Source organism: Flavobacterium sp. YO12 (assembly GCF_004119495.1).
GTDB lineage: Bacteria > Bacteroidota > Bacteroidia > Flavobacteriales > Flavobacteriaceae > Flavobacterium.
The window spans coordinates 1-19379 of the sequence record NZ_NRQU01000077.1 but is presented as its reverse complement, the minus strand read 5'-3'; the positions used below and the strand labels follow the sequence as shown (position 1 = coordinate 19379).

Annotated in this window: 13 protein-coding genes; 3 read left to right on the top strand and 10 right to left on the bottom strand. The window is 33.4% G+C overall.

Annotated elements, in window-relative coordinates:
- Positions 1 to 29: 29 nt before the first annotated feature.
- The 9 genes from BOW55_RS18340 to BOW55_RS18305 form a co-directional block, all read right to left on the bottom strand.
- Positions 30 to 2441, bottom strand: a complete 2412-nt coding sequence (locus BOW55_RS18340) for a thiamine pyrophosphate-dependent enzyme (protein ID WP_129025680.1) — start codon at positions 2439 to 2441, stop codon at positions 30 to 32.
- A 187-nt stretch (positions 2442 to 2628) separates the two neighbouring features.
- A complete protein-coding gene (locus BOW55_RS18335; protein ID WP_129025678.1) occupies positions 2629 to 5379 on the bottom strand; it encodes an aminopeptidase in 2751 nt (916 codons plus the stop codon).
- A gap of 216 nt (positions 5380 to 5595) precedes the next feature.
- Positions 5596 to 6324 carry a TIGR00730 family Rossman fold protein gene (locus BOW55_RS18330; protein WP_068845660.1) on the bottom strand — a complete coding sequence of 243 codons (729 nt, stop codon included), beginning with the start codon at positions 6322 to 6324 and terminating at the stop codon, positions 5596 to 5598.
- Positions 6325 to 6381: 57 nt separating this feature from the next.
- A complete protein-coding gene (locus BOW55_RS20895) occupies positions 6382 to 6528 on the bottom strand; it encodes a hypothetical protein (RefSeq protein ID WP_164975066.1) in 147 nt (48 codons plus the stop codon).
- Between the two features lie 289 nt (positions 6529 to 6817).
- Entirely contained in the window at positions 6818 to 9649 is a 2832-nt protein-coding gene (uvrA, locus tag BOW55_RS18325; protein WP_129025676.1) for an excinuclease ABC subunit UvrA, read from the bottom strand.
- Between the two features lie 101 nt (positions 9650 to 9750).
- Positions 9751 to 10704: a Fic family protein gene (locus tag BOW55_RS18320; protein ID WP_129025675.1), complete on the bottom strand. Its 954-nt coding sequence runs from the start codon at positions 10702 to 10704 to the stop codon at positions 9751 to 9753.
- 63 nt (positions 10705 to 10767) lie between these two features.
- A complete protein-coding gene (locus tag BOW55_RS18315) occupies positions 10768 to 12552 on the bottom strand; it encodes a chloride channel protein (protein WP_129025673.1) in 1785 nt (594 codons plus the stop codon).
- An 86-nt stretch (positions 12553 to 12638) separates the two neighbouring features.
- Positions 12639 to 14318, bottom strand: coding sequence for a gamma-glutamyltransferase (ggt, locus tag BOW55_RS18310; RefSeq protein WP_129025671.1), 1680 nt, complete (start codon positions 14316 to 14318; stop codon positions 12639 to 12641).
- 35 nt (positions 14319 to 14353) lie between these two features.
- Positions 14354 to 14938: an ACP phosphodiesterase gene (locus BOW55_RS18305; RefSeq protein ID WP_129025669.1), complete on the bottom strand. Its 585-nt coding sequence runs from the start codon at positions 14936 to 14938 to the stop codon at positions 14354 to 14356.
- Between the two features lie 289 nt (positions 14939 to 15227).
- On the opposite strand from BOW55_RS18305, the gene glmM reads away from it, so the two are divergent.
- Positions 15228 to 16616, top strand: a complete 1389-nt coding sequence (gene glmM, locus BOW55_RS18300; protein WP_089056123.1) for a phosphoglucosamine mutase — start codon at positions 15228 to 15230, stop codon at positions 16614 to 16616.
- Positions 16617 to 16699: 83 nt separating this feature from the next.
- Here the strand turns inward: glmM and BOW55_RS18295 are convergent, their stop codons facing one another.
- Positions 16700 to 17575 (bottom strand): lysophospholipid acyltransferase family protein, encoded by an 876-nt coding sequence (locus tag BOW55_RS18295; RefSeq protein ID WP_129025668.1) that lies wholly within the window; start codon positions 17573 to 17575, stop codon positions 16700 to 16702.
- Positions 17576 to 17687: 112 nt separating this feature from the next.
- Here BOW55_RS18295 and BOW55_RS18290 point away from each other — a divergent pair, with 112 nt between their 5' ends.
- Both BOW55_RS18290 and BOW55_RS18285 read left to right on the top strand, forming a co-directional pair.
- Positions 17688 to 18326 (top strand): rhomboid family intramembrane serine protease, encoded by a 639-nt coding sequence (locus BOW55_RS18290; protein ID WP_129025666.1) that lies wholly within the window; start codon positions 17688 to 17690, stop codon positions 18324 to 18326.
- A 53-nt stretch (positions 18327 to 18379) separates the two neighbouring features.
- Positions 18380 to 19072, top strand: coding sequence for an SIMPL domain-containing protein (locus tag BOW55_RS18285; RefSeq protein WP_129025664.1), 693 nt, complete (start codon positions 18380 to 18382; stop codon positions 19070 to 19072).
- Positions 19073 to 19379 lie beyond the last annotated feature (307 nt).

Below are 19379 nucleotides of genomic sequence, written 5' to 3'. Positions count from 1 at the left end.
TTTTTTTTATCTAAAACATTCTAAAATTCTTAGTACAAACTAGGATATTTAGAAGGATTAACTTCGTTCATCATGCTGTATACTTTTTCAAAAATATCTTCGGCTGAAGGTTTAGAGAAATAATCGCCATCAGTTCCGTAAGCAGGTCTGTGTGCTTTTGCAGCAAGTGTTTGCGGTTTGCTGTCAAGATAATTGTAAGCGTCTTGCTCTTCTAAAATTTGTTGCAGGATAAAAGCTGAAGCTCCGCCTGGAACATCTTCGTCGATTATTAATAGACGATTTGTTTTAGCGATACTTTTTACAATGTCTTTATTGATATCAAACGGAAGTAAAGATTGAATATCAATTACTTCACAGTCAATTCCTAAGTCTAATAATTCTGTTGCAACTTGTTGTACCAATCTTAAAGTTGATCCGTAAGAAACTAAAGTAATATCAGAACCTTCTTTTAAGGTTTCAACAACACCAATTGGAGTTTTGAATTCACCAAAGTTCAAAGGTGTTTTTTCTTTTAAACGGTAACCATTAAGACACTCAATTACTAAAGCCGGTTCGTCACACTCTAAAAGAGTATTGTAGAATCCTGCAGCTTGAGTCATGTCTCTTGGAACTAAAACGTGAATTCCACGAATTGCATTTATAATCATTCCCATAGGAGAACCAGAATGCCAAATACCTTCTAAGCGGTGTCCGCGAGTTCTGATAATTAACGGTGCTTTTTGTTTTCCAACGGTTCTATATTGTAATGTAGCCAAATCATCGCTCATGATTTGTATAGCATACAACAGATAATCTAAATACTGAATTTCAGCAATTGGACGTAAACCTCTTAAAGCCATACCAATTCCTTGTCCAAGGATAGTAGCTTCACGAATTCCAACATCGGCAACACGAAGTTCTCCGTATTTTTCCTGCATTCCTTCAAGACCTTGGTTAACATCACCGATGTTTCCAACATCTTCACCAAAAATCAAAGTTTCTGGATATTTAGAGAATAATGCGTCGAAATTATCACGCAGAATCATTCGGCCGTCAGAATCTGGTTTAGCATTTTCTCCATATTCAGGTAACACTTTTTGTACTGAGAATACATTTTGCTCAGATTCAGAATGTAAATTACTGCTGAATTTTTCTTGAGTAACTGCTATATAATTAGTAATCCAGTTTGATAAAAGCATTTTACTGTTTGGTACTTCAACAAAGCGAAGAATTTTTCTAGCAAAAACTAAAATTTCCTTTTTTAAAGGTGCTTTTATCGCACTTAATTCTGAAATGTATTTTTTAATTCTGTCTTTATGGTTGATGCTTGCTTCTGCAATTTGTTCCAATAAAGCCAAAAGATTTTTTTGATCTTCAATAATTGGATTGATGAAAGAGTTCCAAGCTTCTTTTTTGGCTTCTAGAACTTCTTTTTTCAATTCAAAATCAATTTCTGCTAGTTCTTCTGGAGATGCAATATTGATTGCAATCATCCATAAACGCATCTGACGAATACAATCGAAATCTCTTTCCCAAGCTAATCGTTCACCATTTTTGTAACGTTCGTGAGAACCTGATGTAGAGTGCCCTTGTGGCTGCGTTAATTCGTTAACGTGAATTAAAACTGGAATATGTTCTTCACGAGCAATAGCGCCAGCTCTTTCGTATGTAGAAACTAATTCAGCATAATCCCAGCCTTTTACTCTAAAAATTTCATATCCTTTAGAATCTTCATCACGTTGATATCCTTTTAAGATTTCAGAGATGTTTTCTTTTGTAGTTTGATGTCTTGCATGAACAGAAATACCATATTCATCATCCCAAACACTCATTACCATAGGAACTTGTAATACTCCTGCAGCATTTATGGTTTCAAAAAACAAACCTTCAGATGTACTTGCATTTCCAATAGTTCCCCAAGCTACTTCATTTCCGTTTACCGAGAAGTTATCTTTGATGGTGATACCGTCAACATTTCTGTAAATTTTTGAAGCCTGAGCTAATCCCAATAATCTTGGCATCTGTCCAGCTGTAGGTGATATATCTGAGCTTGAATTTTTTTGTTTAGTCAGGTTTTTCCAAGATCCGTCTTCATTTAAACTGTGCGTAACAAAGTGTCCGCCCATTTGTCTTCCCGCAGACATTGGATCAAAATTTAAATCAGTGTGACCATATAAACCAGCAAAAAACTGTTGTGGAGTTAATTCTCCAATGGCCATCATAAAAGTTTGATCGCGGTAATAACCAGAACGGAAATCTCCATTTTTAAAAGCTTTTGCCATTGCTAGCTGCGGCACTTCTTTTCCGTCACCAAAAATTCCAAATTTGGCTTTTCCTGTTAAAACTTCCTTACGACCTAAAAGGCTACATTCACGACTTGTAACTGCAATTCTGTAGTCGTTCAATACTTCAGTTTTGAAATCTTCAAACGTTAAAGTAGTATTGCTTTTTTCTTTTATCATAATCTTGTGGGTCATGTTGAGACTGCGAAATTACTTAAAAACAATTAATAATCATAATTCTTTAAAATAAATATAATTTAATTATTTGTATTTAAATTCAAAAAACTACGTATTTTATTTATGTTATTTTTATTGTTTTCGTTATTTTAATGATAATTATTTATGTTTTTGTTTAAAATTAATTCAATTAAAACCATTTTCGGGTGAAAAGATTAACTAATGTTTTTGGCGAGAAGGTAATTATGAATCGAATTTTTTCATTGTATTTATTTTGGGTGATTTCCCATCCATTATTAGAATAAACTGGAAAATATAATTCAAAATAGTCTGGAACTAAATTTAACCGAATACCGCTGTCATAAGCAAAATATTCACTTTGATGTTTGTTTTTCATCAAGCCTATATCACCATAAACTTCAATCCAATTCCAGATTGCATAGCTGGCATTTAGAGTTGTCATCCATTGGTTAGCATATGCTGGTGCAATTTTAGACTTAAAACCTCCTTCGGCCATAACATATTGCTGACTAAAAAATCCTGTAGTTTCTGATCTTCCGAAAAAGTTATAGTCAAAAAGGTAATCTGTAGGTCTGTCTAAACCAAAACTAAAATAATCTGAATTTGTTGTGTTGTAAAGGAAAGTTCCCGCGTATAATCTTAAATTTAATTTATGATTGTTTTCAAATAAACGTCTGTATTCTACTTCTCCAGAAAGTTTTCCAAAATCTCCTGAAAATTGAATATCATTCATATAACTAAAATGATTAATCAGTTCTGTTTTTGTATTAGAATATCTAGCATTGAAAATAGAGTAGTTTGGTTTAGAATTGTCTGTAATGTAGGTACTTGCTTCTCGATTTACAATTACTTGTCTAAACATAAAAAGCTGTTTTCTATTATCTCTAAAATTTTCTTCACGAATTCTAAATTGAACCATTGGATTCAAACGCAAATAAGTGGCGTCTGGAGCGTAATGATAATAGTTTTGACTAATAGAATAACGAATATTGTACAAGGTGCTGTGACGATAATTTTCGCTCCAAACAAAAGCCGATGATCCTGAGAGAGTTCCGGCTTTAATCGAATAGGCAGGAGTAATGTCAAATGTAAACGGTTTGTCAAGAATGGTTTTATTATGAAAACGCATTCCGGGCGTAAAACCATCGTATAAGTTGTATGACAGCGTAGGGATATATAAGATCTGATTGTAATACGGATCTTCTAGATCTTTTGCAAAATTAAATTTTATCGGACGATTGGTAATGGCAAGCGTTTTTAACGACTTCCAGTTGTTTCTCTGGTTAAACTCAGGAACTTCATTCTCGTAGTTTATGACAATTTTGTCCGCATTTTTACGATCAAAATGATAAATAGAATCATTTTCTAGAGGTTCAATCCATTGTTTAAAAACAACTTCATTTTTTTTAAGTCCAAAAATAGGAATTGGAGCATAAATACCCGTTCTGTTTTTAACCGAAAAAGCAATGCTGTCTGCTGTTCTAGAAACACTCGAAAATTTGTAATCAATAATATCACGAGAATCGATAATTGTTTTAAAAAACCAATCGATTTTTTTAGGACTTTTATTAATTAATATTTTTTCAAAATCATATCTATTTGTCTGTTCTTCTTTGTTCAGATTGTAAAATTCTTGCACACTTTCTGGTACAATATTATGGTTTAAATAATCATCTAAATAACTTAAACTTAGACCGGCTCTGTATTTACTCGCAATTTGTTCGTTAAACTTTATTAAAGTGTTTTTGGGATCTCCAAGAGGCTGATCTAGATTTTTACGAGCCATCAGCATATAATAATAGCTGTATTGCTCATTAAAAGTTAAATTGGTGATGTTATAGCTGTTAAACAGTTTCATTTTAGAAAGCTTGCCCAGCATTTTTTGATCCAAATGATTCTCTTCCATGTATTTTATCATGGCGTAAATCTGGATTCCGTCAAAAATCCAGTTGTCTTTTCTAGGGTCAAGACGAAGACTGTTTTTTAGATAATTGTTGAGGTAGGTTTTGAAAAAAGTAATTTCGAACATAAACTCATCTGTAAACGGACTTATAAAGGAAGGAAGCTGATTGAGTCCGTAAAACGGATTTCGATTGTAATCAGCCTGCGAAACAGTGATTTTTTCATGTGGATATTTCCCGATAAACTCGTTAGCAAAAGCGGTAACTCTATTAATGACAATTGCTTTTTGAGTTTCGCTGATCTTTTTATTACTTAAATCCGAAAGAACTTCCAAAGAACCATTGCTGTAGCTTTTGAAATTATTTTGTTTTTCGATTATTAAATTGAAATCTATTCTATTATTCCCAGAATAAGAATACGTGCTGAACAAAGGATTTGAAACATCTTTTGAAATCGAATTTAAATCGGTAGTAATGGAATAATTGGCTGGTACTTTTATTTCAACCTGATAATCTGTAACGGCATTTGCAATGTCATCGAGGTTGAAATTATTGTATTTTGTAAAACGGTGATTTTCAAATCGGGCAGGGCTTAGGAACCAGTTTTTTAAGTTCATTCCGCCATTTTGATCAAAACCGTAATGTGTAAATTTGTCGCTCGGAATTTTAGCAATATAGGTAATATGAAGATCGATTTGTTCTCCCGGACGCAGCTTGCGGTTTAATCTGACCACAATAAAATCGGGATTTTTGGCAGTTCGTTCCCATTCAAGTGCCATAAAATCAGTATCAGTCAGGTTTAAAATTGTTGTATTTCCCCTTTCTGTTGTTTTAGCCACATGAAAACCTCTGTAAAATTCATCCGAAAAACGTTTGGCTAGCGGAGTGTTTTTGTCTGAAAACGCGTTGTTCCAGTCATTCAAAACTATCGAAACTAAAGTATCGTTAGAAGTATTTCGATACGTAATATCCTGCTTGATATTTAGTGTTTTAAGTTCAAGATTTACCGCAACTTCCATCTTAGATTGATGTTGGCCGTATTGTTTTACTGAACTGAATAAAACAAAAATAAGGATTATAATTTTAGATAATGATTTCAAGAATTTGGCGTAAAATTTTGGACTGTATCTTTAATGTACGTGTGTTCTGTTATTTTGGTTTTATGTAAAAATAGCATAAAAAAAGCTGTTTTAAAAAACAGCTTCTCTTTTTTATAATAATATAGAATTCAAACATTAGAAGTTTGGACTCAAATCGTATTTCTTGTAGAATTTATCTAAAACGTCAACGACTTCATCTTCAGTGTCTACGATTTTAAATAAGTTCAAATCTTCAGGGCTTACTGTATGCATTTTTTCGACTAAAACAGTTTTTACCCATTCGATCAAACCAGACCAAAATTCAACTCCAACTAATATAATTGGGAATTTTCCAATTTTTTTAGTCTGAATTAAGGTAATTGCTTCAAACATTTCATCCAAAGTTCCAAAACCTCCTGGCATAACCACAAAACCTTGTGAATATTTTACGAACATAACTTTTCTCACAAAGAAATAATCGAAATTCAGGTTTTTGTCGTGGTCGATATAGGGGTTAAAATGTTGCTCAAAAGGCAATTCGATGTTTAAACCAACCGAAGTTCCGCCGCCTAAATGCGCGCCTTTGTTTCCAGCTTCCATAATTCCAGGCCCTCCGCCGGTAATTACGCCATATCCGGCTTTACTAATTTTATAAGCAATTTTCTCAGCCAATAAATAATATTTATCGTCTGGTTTTGTTCTCGCAGAACCAAAAATAGATACACACGGACCAATACGTCCCATGCTTTCGTAACCGTTTACAAATTCGGCCATGATTTTAAAAATCGCCCAGCTGTCATTTGTTCTAATTTCATTCCACGTTTTTTGTTTCAAACGGTCTTGAATTACTTTGTCCTCGTCATTATCAAAATCTTCTAATCTCATTTTAGGTATTTTAATTTATTATTCTATTTGTTTTTTTGCACGGTCAAAGGAAGGAGCTCATTCCTGCTGTCCGCTATATTCCCGATAAACAAAAACTACGGCTAAAAAGCCTTGTTTTTCTAAATCGGAAGATGCCGTTCCCATCAGGGCTAGGGCAGTTGGTTTCAAATAAACAGTTGGTTTAATTGAAATATCTTTCTTCAAATACTTGAAATTTTGAAAAAAAGCGGTTACTAAATTAACTCTTTTTTTTAGAATTGTTACAAAAAGTGAAGTTTATAATCTAAAGGTAATGTTTCGGTAATAATGAAATTTGAGTTTTTGTTTCATTATCAGTTTATTACCTATAAAATAAATTTTATAAGCTCTAGGGGAGCGTAATATTTATGACTAATTTATGTAGTTATTTAAAGCTCCATCGGAACTGTATTGTAGCTTAACCACAATCTTGTCATTTCGAGGAACGAGAAATGACAAGATTGTGAAAATCACTTTATTCCAATTCCTTTTTCAAAAACTTAGCCGTATAACTTTTTTTATTTTTAGCCACTTCTTCAGGAGTTCCTTTGGCTACTAATTGTCCGCCGCCTTTTCCTCCTTCGGGACCAATATCAATAATGTAATCTGCAAGTTTAATAACGTCCATGTTATGTTCGATAACTAGAATTGTATTTCCTTTATCAACCAGTTTGTTTATAACATCCATCAAAACACGAATATCTTCAAAATGCAAACCGGTTGTAGGTTCATCTAGAATATAAAACGTATTTCCCGTATCTTTTTTAGACAATTCTCCAGCTAATTTAATACGTTGTGCTTCACCGCCAGAAAGCGTTGTACTTTGCTGTCCGAGAGTGATATATCCTAAACCAACATCTTGAATTGTTTTTACTTTTCTGTAAATCTTCGGAATGTTTTCAAAGAACGGAACGGCTTCATCAACTGTCATATCCAAAACATCTGAAATAGATTTTCCTTTATATCTAATTTCCAACGTTTCTCTATTGAAACGTTTGCCTTGACAAGTTTCGCATTCTACATAAACATCAGGTAAAAAATTCATTTCTATAGTTCTTACGCCTGAACCCTCACAGGTTTCACAACGTCCGCCTTTTACATTAAAACTGAAACGTCCCGCTTTATAACCGCGAATCATACTTTCAGAAGTCATAGTGAATAAGTTTCTAATTTCTGTAAAAACCTCAGTGTAAGTGGCTGGATTTGAACGTGGCGTTCTTCCAATTGGACTTTGGTCAATATCGATAACTTTATCAATATGTTCTAAACCTTCTATTTTTTTATAAGGCTGTGGTTTTTTTACGCCATTAAAATAATAAGCGTTCAAAATAGGGTAAAGAGTTTCATTGATTAAAGTCGATTTTCCGCTTCCTGAAACTCCTGTAACACAAGTTAATTGACCTAAAGGTATTTCTATTGAAACATTTTTTAGGTTATTTCCTGTTGCTCCAGTCAGTTTTAAAAACTTTCCGTTTCCTTCACGACGCTTTTTCGGAATTTCCAACTTCATTTTACCGTTCAAATATTGAGCGGTAATAGTGTTAGAAGCCAAAGTTTCTTTCGGAGTTCCAATACTAATGATTTCACCGCCGTATTTTCCTGCCTTTGGGCCAATGTCAATAACATAATCAGCAGTTTCGATCATGTCTTTGTCATGTTCTACTACAATAACTGAGTTTCCAATATCGCGTAATTGTTCTAGGGATTTGATTAATTTTTCATTGTCTCTTTGGTGCAAACCAATACTTGGTTCGTCCAAAATATATAAAACACCAACCAATTGTGAACCAATTTGTGTTGCCAATCGTATACGCTGTGCTTCACCGCCTGAAAGGGATTTTGAACTTCGGCTTAAAGCCAAATAATTTAAACCAACATTCATCAAGAAGTTTAAACGATCTTTGATTTCTTTTACAACTTCAGAAGCTATTAAGAGTTGTTTTTCAGATAAATGGCTGTTTAAGTCTTGAAACCAAGCCGTTAAATCAGAAATATCCATATTACATAATTCTGTAATATTTTTTTCATTGACTCTAAAGAACTGTGCTTCTTTTTTTAAACGGGAGCCTTCGCAAACTGGACAATTTATTTCGTCCATAAAATCTTTTGCCCAACGTTTTATGCTGGTCGTTGCGCTTTCGTCATATTGATTTTTGATGAAGTTTGAAATTCCTTCAAAATCAATTTTATAATCTCGTGTAACACCTAGGTCTTTTGAGTTTATAGTAAATTTATCTTTTCCGCCATAAAGAATCATTGTCATGGCTTCTTCAGGAATTTTTTCGATTGGATCGGTGATTTTAAATCCAAATTTTTCTCCAATAGTCTCTAACTGCTTAAAGATCCATGAAGATTTATATTCGCCAAGCGGAGCAAAACCACCGCTTTTAATTGATAATTTCGGATTTGGAATTATCTTTTTAACGTTGATTTCATGAACAGTTCCTAATCCATTACAATGCGGACAAGCACCTTTTGGTGAGTTAAATGAAAATAAATTCGGTTCTGGATTTTGATACGAAATTCCAGTTGAAGGACACATTAAATTCCTGCTGAAATAACGAACTTCGTTAGAGTCCTGATCTAAAATCATCAATACGTTTTCGCCATGATGCATGGCAGTATTAATACTTTCAGCTAATCGTTTCTGATTGTCTTCCGTATTTTCGATGACCATTCTATCCACAACTATTTCAATATCGTGCGTTTTGTAACGATCTAATTTCATACCTGAAACTAAATCTTGTACTTCGCCATTGACACGAACTTTCAAGAATCCTTGTTTGGTAATTTGCTGGAACAATTCAGCATAATGTCCTTTTCTGGCTCTAATAATTGGTGCGAGAATATTAATTCGTTTTCCATTAAAGTCGTGAATTATCAAATCTTTAATTTGCTCATCAGAATAAGAAACCATTTTCTCGCCAGTGTTATAACTATATGCGTCAGCACCACGAGCATAAAGAAGTCGAAGAAAATCGTATATCTCAGTAATCGTTCCAACGGTTGAACGCGGACTTTTACTGGTTGTTTTTTGTTCAATTGCAATAACTGGCGAAAGTCCGTCAATTTTATCTACATCAGGACGTTCTAATCCGCCAAGAAATTGACGGGCGTAAGCCGAAAAAGTTTCGACATAACGACGCTGTCCTTCGGCATAAATGGTGTCAAATGCCAAAGAAGATTTTCCCGAACCAGAAAGGCCTGTTATAACAACAAGTTTTTCACGCGGAATAGAAATATCGATATTTTTTAGATTATGAACTCTTGCACCAAGAACTTCAATAGTGTTGTCTTTATCTAGCATAATTTTGAGCAAAACGCAAAGTTACCACTTTGATTTGTTCTTTTTGTACTAGACTGCAAAACTTTATGTTACAATTAGTAACAAAAAAACGCTGGTGTAAACTAGCGTTTTCGTTTTCGGGTTGCCATATATTCTTCGATAGCTTCTTTGGTTGTGTACCAATTGCGGCCTTCTTTATAAGCGTCTATTTTTCCTGTTCGGGCAAGTAAACTTACGTATTCCTGACCGTATGGAGTTTCGGGTTCGCTTACTATATTTACGATTGGCTGATAATCATAACTGCTTCCTGGCATTGCATTTAAATAAATATTTAAAGTGCGTTCTAATGCCCGACACATCAAAAGTGTTAGTTTTTGATAATTGCCATTATTGGCTTGATTTAGCGCTTCGTAATATTTTTTTCTGTCATTTTTAAGTATAATGGCAGGGGGAAAACCGCAGCGCATCAATAATAAATTCATACTTAATCGAACAGTACGGCCATTTCCATCAAAAAAAGGATGAATCCAAACTAATTTATGATGATAAATTGTTGCCAGTTCTATGTCGTTTAAACCTAATGGATTTGCGTTGATAAAATCGATCAATTCATCTAAATAATCAGAAACTTTGTTGGCGTTTGGAGGCATAAAATTAGCTCCTGAAATTCGAACGCCGCCATTGCGGATACGACCTGCAAAATCATCTTCGATTGAACGCAAAACTAAACCATGAATAGAAAGAATATCAATGCTTCGAAGTTTGTAATTATCGTCGACAATCGAGTACAAATAATCAATTGCTTTGTCATGATTGTGGGTTTCAAAATGTTCTCGAAGTGATTTTCCTTTTATGGTAATTCCTTCTTGAATTACCATTTGGGTTTCTCGCAAACTCATTGTGTTTCCTTCGATACTGTTTGAATTATAGGTCCATTCTAAAGATAAGCTTTCGCGAATTTTATGCAAAGCAATGTTAGGCAGTGGTCTGCTGGTTTGCAGTTCTTGCCTTTTTTGGTACAATCGATCAAATGTTGATTGAAATTCTGTTCTGTATGTTAGGTCTATATTCCACATTATGCGACAAATATACTTCTTAATATCGGATATATGAAATTTTTAACGTATCCGATATTAAGGTTATTCTATTGTCATGGATTTTAATTTTGTTCTATAGGCTTCAAGTGCTATAGATTTGGAAATAAAGCCAAAGTATTTGTCATTTCGTAAAACGGGTAAAAATGCTGATTTAGATTTTTCGAATTTGCTCATTACAATTTCCATACTGTCATACGATGAAATTGTTGCAGCTGGTGTTTTCATCACATCTTTAATCAAAGTGTATTTTACACGATATGCATTAAATATAATTTCGCGAATGTCATTAAAATGTACAACTCCTACGAGTTCTTTCTCATTATTTACAACTGCAAAAACGACTTGATTTGAATGTGAAATTAGATCAACTAATTTGCTTAAATGGTCTTCAGGATGCACTGTTAAATAATCGCATTGTATAATAGAATCAATGTCTAAAGTCGAAAGAATGTTAGAATCTTTGTTGCTGGTAAAGGCATGTCCTTTTTTTGCTAAATTTTTTACGTCAAGCGAATATTTTTCAAAACGTTTAGAAATAGCAAAACTAATAGAGGAAACAATCATAAGCGGAATCATCAGGCCGTAACCTCCAGTTATCTCGGCAATCAAGAAAATTGCAGTTAATGGTGCATGAAATAAACCGCTCAAAATACCAGCCATTCCAACCATTGTAAAGTTGCTGATTGGTAAATGTGATAAACCGATTAAACTTATAAATTTTGAAAAGAAATATCCTAAATAAGAACCTAAGAATAATGAAGGTGCGAAGTTTCCTCCATTACCGCCGCTTCCAATTGTAAGTCCAGAAGCGAATACTTTTACCATCATGGTGCAGCCCACAAACAAAAGAAAAACCCATTGATTGTTTCTAAAACTCTCGAACAAAGTATTGTCTAATAGTTTTCCTGGGTCAGTTTCAGATAAAGTTTTGATACTTTCGTAACCTTCACCAAATAGTGTTGGGAAAATAAAGATTAAAAGGGCTAAGATTGAAGAACCAATTAATGCTTTTTTATATGGTCCAATTTTTAGTTCGGCAAAATAATGCTCTATTTTTTGAAAATTTCGAGAATAATAAACAGCCATAAAACCGGTTAATAATCCTAAAATGATATAAAAGGGAATGTTATGAAAATCGAATGTTTCTTGCTTTTTAAAAGATAATAATATGCTCTCATCTAATACAATTGCAGAAACTAAAGCTCCAGTAGCAGCCGAAATCATAATAGGCGTAAAGGCAGAAATACTTACATCCACCAATAAAACCTCAATAGCAAAAAGAACTCCTGCAATTGGGGCGTTAAACGCGGCAGCAATTCCTGCGGCAACACCACAGCCAATTAGTAAAGTTCGGTCTTTATAAGCTAATTTATAATTCTGAGCATAATTTGAACCAAAAGCGGCACCAGTTACAACAATAGGGCTTTCTAAACCTGCAGAACCTCCTAAACCAACTGTTAACGAGCTTGTAATAATTTGGGCATACATTTGTTTTTTCGGAATAATACTTGCTTTTTTGGCAACCGCGTATAAAATTTGTGATGTTCCCTTTTGGATAGTTCCATTAAGGACTTTGTTAATTACAAAAACGGTAAGTAAAATACCAATTATAGGCAGGATACTATTGATGAAACTCAGTTTTAAAGTTCCGTTGATGTATGTTGCAAACGAAAAAACACTGTGAGCAAATGTCTTTAAAACAATTACAGCAAATGCACATGAAATACCTACCAAAACACTTGATAAAAAAATGAACTGCTTTGGTGTCATAACAGATTGCGACAAAGCAATTATACTTTCTAGTCTTCGAAAAAGTCTTTTTATCATTATTGTTTTTAAAATTTCAGGTGAAGTGCAAATTTAGTTTTAAACATTCAAATTTGCGTAATCTTTCTGCTTAAATCTTTTTCAGACTAAAAACCAGCGGCTTTATCATCTCCTCTAAAATCTGCACCTCCTTCAAGTTTTTTATTTGGTAAAACCAAAATAGCATCAACCTTGCCAATTACAGGAGTTGTTTTTTCATTAATCAGATAACCTTTTGCAGTTAAACTTTCGAATGTTTTTGTACTGAAAGTATGAGGCTCGAAAGTAATAATATCTGGAAGCCATTGATGATGAAAACGAGGCGCATTTACAGCTTCCTGCATACCCAAACCAAATTCGTAAACATTTAAAATAGTTTGCAGTACAGAAGTTATAATAGTAGAGCCGCCGGGCGTACCTACAACCATAAACAATTTCCCGTTTTTTTCAACAATGGTTGGTGTCATTGAACTCAGCATTCGTTTTTGCGGTGCAATACTGTTGGCATCATTTCCAACTAATCCAAACATATTTGGTGATCCAGGTTTTGCACTAAAATCATCCATTTCATTATTTAAGAAAAAGCCTAATTCGTCGCAATAGTATTTTGATCCAAAGCCATCGTTTATAGTTGTGGTTGCAGCAACAGCATTTCCAAATTGATCTACAATAGAGTAATGTGTTGTTTCGGTGCTTTCGCTGTACTTAATTTCGCCTTCTCTTATTTCTGATGATAAACTAGCTTTGTCAAAACTAAAAGTCGACATACGCTCTTTTAAATACGAATCAGCCAAAAGTTCCTTAACAGGTATTTTTACAAAATCAGGATCTCCTAAAAACTGACTTCTATCAGCATAAGCTCTTCTTTCGGCTTCTACAATAACCTGAATTGCCTGCTCAGAATTGTGTCCCATTTTTGACAAGTCATATGGAGCAATCATTTTCATAATTTGAGCCAGACAAATACCGCCGCTGCTTGGCGGTGACATTGAAGTAATTTTTAATTCCTTGTAATTAAATTGCAAAGGTTTTCTCCATTTCGCTTCATAACTTGCTAAATCTTTAAGCGTGATAATACCGCCGTTTTTTTGAATATAATCTACTAATATCTGAGCCGTTTTTCCTTTATAGAATTCATCTTTTCCATTTTTTAGAATTCGTTTTAAAGTATTAGCAAGTGCAGGATATTTGATGGTGTCTTTTTCTTTAAATTCTTTCGCCATAAGCGTATTTGGACCATTTGCTTTTACAATGGCATCATGATAATTTTCAAGCTGTTTTTGTTGTTTTTGAGTTACTACAACACCTCTTTCGGCTAAAGCAATTACTGGCTTTAAAATTTCAGACATTGGCAGAGAACCAAGTTTTTTATGTACAGCAAATACTCCAGCGATAGTTCCAGGTACACCAATTGCCAATGCAGTTTCGGTACTTTTACCTTTTATAACATTTCCATCCTTGTCTAGAAACATATCTTTTGTTGCTGCCAGAGGTGCTTTTTCACGATAATCTAAACTCCCAACTTCGCCATTTGCTTTGCGGTAAACCATAAAACCACCACCGCCAATATTTCCTGCATATGGGTATGCAACTGCCAATGCAAGTTCTGTTGCTGCCATAGCATCAAAAGCATTTCCTCCCTTTTTCATAATTGCAGCGCCTATTTTAGAAGCTTCTTCTCGAGCAGAAACTACCATAGCTTTAGATACAACTAATCCAGTTTGTTTTGAAGTTTGGGCAAAACTGCAAATAGAAATAAAATATAATATAAAAGTGATTTTTTTCATGGCTAAATAAGAGTTTTTATAAGATCAATTCGATTTTATAATGAAAGTAATTTTTGTTTAGATTGAACTTGTACATCTTTAAAGAAAAGATCAAATTCATGTTCAAATTCTGGATAGAATTCTTTGAGCTCCTGGCTGGCAAATTGCATTTTGGACTGATTTTTTGATCTTCGATCCATTTGTGTTAAAATATGCTGAATACCATCTATAGTTTGATAACTCCAAAGCCAATTTTCCCGAATCATTGTTGGCATTAAGTTCTGTGTTTTTTCAGTAAGAATTGGATAATTTTCATGTAATGACTTGTAAAAACGATTAATGAAATGATCCAGTTTTTCATCTGAATATTTTTCCCAGTTTTTAGCTAAAAAATGATCGTACATAATATCAACAATTACCCCTGAATAATGATGGTATTTTTCATGAAGTCGCTTAGTACTTTGTCTGAAGGTATCGTGCGAATCCGTATAAGTGTCGATAAATCTATGCAGAAGAATTCCTTTTTGTACATCTTCAGGAAAATGTTGAAATTGTTTCCCACGAATGCCATCGGCCATAAAATTGCCAATTTTGATTAAGTCATTTTCGCCAGAAAGATATATGTGGGCTAGGAAGTTCATTTTTGTGAGGTGCTAAGGTTCTAAGGCGCTTAGTTTCTAAGTTCGCTCTTGTAAAAGTATAAAAACTTTTTTAAATGATTTTGTTATAAAATTGTCCATCATTTTATGATAAGGTTATATCGCTTTAGAAATCTTGGCTTCTTAAGTGCCTGCGACATTAGTTACTTCTATTAAATGGAGATGTTATTTTACTAAAATTTTATAGTATTTAAAAAATCTTAGCACCTTGGCAACTTAGAAGCTTAGTAACTTTTCTATATTTGTAATAAAATAACCATAACGCAGAAAAATGACTTTAATAAAATCAATTTCAGGAATACGAGGAACAATTGGAGGAAAAGTAGGAGATAACCTGACTCCTGTTGATGCAGTAAAATTTGCATCGGCATACGGTACTTTTCTAAAAAACAATACTTCAAAAGAAAAATTAACTGTTGTAATTGGTCGCGATGCCAGAATTTCTGGACCAATGATTCATAATCTTGTTGTAAACACTTTAATAGGTTTAGGAATTAATGTAATTGATCTTGGTCTTTCGACTACACCAACTGTTGAAGTGGCTGTACCGCTTGAAAAAGCTGATGGCGGAATTATTTTAACGGCTTCTCATAATCCAAAGCAATGGAATGCTTTAAAATTATTGAATGAAAAAGGAGAATTTTTAAGCGGAGCAGAAGGAGCTAAGATCCTTGAAATTGCTGAGGCTGAAGCTTTCGATTTTTCGGATGTTGATAATTTAGGCGAGATTACACCAAATGATGCTTATATGGATATTCATATCGACGAGGTTTTAAATTTGCCTTTGGTTGATGTGGAAGCGGTAAAAGCGGCAAAATTTAAAGTAGTTGTTGATGGAGTAAATTCATCTGGAGGAATTATTATTCCAAAACTATTAGAATTAATGGGTGTTGAAGTAGTAAAATTATACTGTGAACCAAACGGACATTTTCCTCATAATCCTGAGCCTTTAAAAGAACATTTGACTGATATTTCAGAATTGGTGGTAAAAGAAAAAGCGCATTTAGGAGTTGTTGTAGATCCTGATGTTGATCGTTTAGCTTTTATCAGCGAAGACGGAGAAATGTTTGGTGAAGAATATACTTTGGTAGCTTGTGCTGATTACGTTTTGAGTAAAACACCTGGAAATACAGTTTCGAATATGTCATCGTCTCGTGCTTTGCGCGATGTAACAAAAGCACACAACGGAAACTATGAAGCAAGTGCTGTAGGTGAAGTGAATGTGGTTGAGTTAATGAAAAAAAATAACGCAATTATTGGCGGTGAAGGTAATGGCGGAATTATTTATCCTGAATTGCATTACGGAAGAGATAGTTTGGTAGGAGTTGCTTTGTTCTTAACTCATTTAGCAAACAAAAAAATATCTGTTTCGGCATTGAGAGCTTCTTATCCGGAATATTATATGAGTAAAAACAAAATCGAATTAACACCGCAGATTGATGTTGATGCGATTTTGACTGCTATGACTGAGAAATATAAAAATGAAGATATTTCTACAATCGACGGTGTAAAGATTGATTTTGCAACTGAGTGGGTACATTTAAGAAAATCGAATACAGAACCAATTATCCGAATTTATACCGAAGCACCTTCACAAAAAGAAGCTGATGTTTTGGCTCTTCGAATTATTGATGAAATAAAAGAAATCGCTGGAATTTAATTTCGGAGTATAAATAAAAACACCTCTTTCATTTATTTAGAAAGAGGTGTTTTTTTATGCTTTAATTTGAGATGTATTTAGAATTACTTCTCAATTCTGTGTTTCCATCTTTTATGCGTCCATAAATAATATTCTGGAGCTTCATATATTTGTTTTTCAACTTCTTTTAAGTACTTTTCGGTAATTTCGAAGTTTTCGTAGTCGTTTGGATTGTCTGCCAATGACACGAAAGTAGCTTCATAATAACCTCTTGCTATTTTATTTACTTTTACAAAAACTACGCTCAAATCATATTTTTTAGCCAGCATTTCGGCACCCGTATGTACAGGAACTTCAATTCCCATAAATTTCATCGAATGAAAAATTCGGTCTAATTTTGGCGACTGATCACTTGCTAAACCATACATACTTAATATTCCGTCACGTTGATTTTGTGCCATTGTTGGAATCGCTTTTTTGGTTTCAACTAATTCTGTATCGTATTTCGAACGTATTTTTCGCACCAATTTATCAAAATAAGGATTGGCTACTTTTTTATAAACAGCAACTCCCTGAAAAGCAATTTTACGATTTATAGTCAAAAGCCATTCGTAGCTGGCATAATGTGAAGCTACTAAAATAACGCTTTTTCCTCTTTCAGCATATTCATGAACTAGATCAAGATTAGTTACCTTAAATCTTTTTTCCATTTCATCAGCAGAAATACTCATTGTTTTAATCATCTCGAGGAACATATCACACATATGCTGATAGAATTTTTTCTCGATTTTTTTTCGTTCTTCATCGCTCAAATGAGGTAAAGTAAGTGCTAAATTTGCTTTAACCACTTTTCGTCTGTAACCTACAACATAGTATATCAAAAAGTAGATACAATCTGAAAGTAAATAAAATAAGCGAAAAGGAAGTATAGAGATAAGCCAAAGTAAAGGATAGGCCAGTATATAAACGATAAATTGCATGTAATATTTTTTTACAAATATAATTTAAAAATGAATAACCACCGATATTTTGGTTTGTGACGGAGTTATCTATGAGAATGACTATATTTACATTTCATATTAAATATTGTTTATGAATACCATTTTGATTGGAATTATTGTGGCGAATGTACTAATTAGCTATAAAGGATTTAATGATCTTTCTTTTTTTAGAAAATACGAATTTCATGTTGGAAGTATAAGAGCAGGAGAGCAGATACGAATGCTGTCATCTGGTTTTTTGCACGTCGATATGATGCATTTAATTTTTAATATGCTTACACTTTGGTTTTTTGCACCGGTTGTTTTGCAATGGCTTGGAACCTTTTCTTTTGTTTTAGTTTATTTTGGAAGTTTGATTTTTGGCAGTCTGCTTACAATGTTATTTCATAAAAACGATTATAATTATCGTGCAGTAGGAGCTTCGGGTGCAGTTACGGGAGTTTTATATTCAGCAATTTTATTGCAACCAGATATGATGCTCGGAATATTTTTTGTCATACCAATGCCGGCATATCTTTTTGGAATTTTATATTTATTGTATTCGATTTATGGAATGCGTGCCAAAAATGACAATATTGGACACACAGCACACTTTGGAGGTGCTATGGGCGGTTATTTGATTACATTGATAAAAGTACCTTCATTAATTGTAGATCATAGTTTGATGGTTGTTTTATTAGCAATTCCTATTTTGATCCTTTTTGGTATGGCAAAAATGGGCAAGTTATAAGGACTGGCACAACTTTTGAAAGATCAATTTCAAATAACTTAAATATAACAAAAATGAAGAAAGTAGTATTATTTTTAACAATCATGTTTATGACTATGTCTTACGCTCAAGAAACAAAGCAAATTCCTCAAATCAATGTAAATGGTGAAGGAAAAGTAAAAGTAGCCCCTGATCAGGTTTGTATTTCAGCTACAGTTGAAACAAAAGGGAATAATGCTAAAGATGTTAAAAAGCAAAATGACGAAAAAATGGATGCTGTTTTAAAATTCATCAAAAAAATGAATGTGCCAACAGCTGATTTCAAAACGAAACAAGTGGCGCTAAATCCGCAATACGACTACGAGAAAAAGAAAACTAGTTATAATGCAACACAAACTGTTGAAATTGTATTGAAAGATTTATCAAAATACGATGAGTTGATGGAAGGTTTAGTACAGCAGGGAATTAACCGTTTAGACAAAGTTTCTTTTGAAACTTCTAAATTAGTTCAACTTCAATCAGAAGCTCGTAAGCTAGCGATGAAAGATGCAAAAGCAAAGGCAGAAGATTATGTTTCTGTTTTAGGACAAAAAGTGGGTAAAGCTTATACAATCTCTGATAACTCTCAGGTGTATTACCCAAGACCAATGTATGCAGCAATGAAATCAGCAGAAGCTATGGATTCTGCAGGTGCTTCAAACGAAACTTTAGCAATTGGAGAAATCGAAGTTACTGCAAATGTCAGCGTAAGTTTTGTTTTAGACTAAGACTTATAAAATTTCAAAATATAAAATCCAAATTCCAATGTAAAATTGGGATTTGGATTTTTTTTGAGTTAGATTTTTTAGTTTCGATTTTATATTCTCTATGATGAGTTTTATGTCATTCTTTTTTTGCTAAGGCATAATTCCCAATTAAAATTGTAGAAATACTGAACCTCCAAAATGATCATTTTGGAGGTTTTTTTGTTTTAATGCGGTTTCTTATTTTGATAATTCTTTAAAAAAATCTACTGCTATTTCTAATTTCAGACCGTTGATTTAAAAAAAATCTTACACTGAGTAAGTAAATATA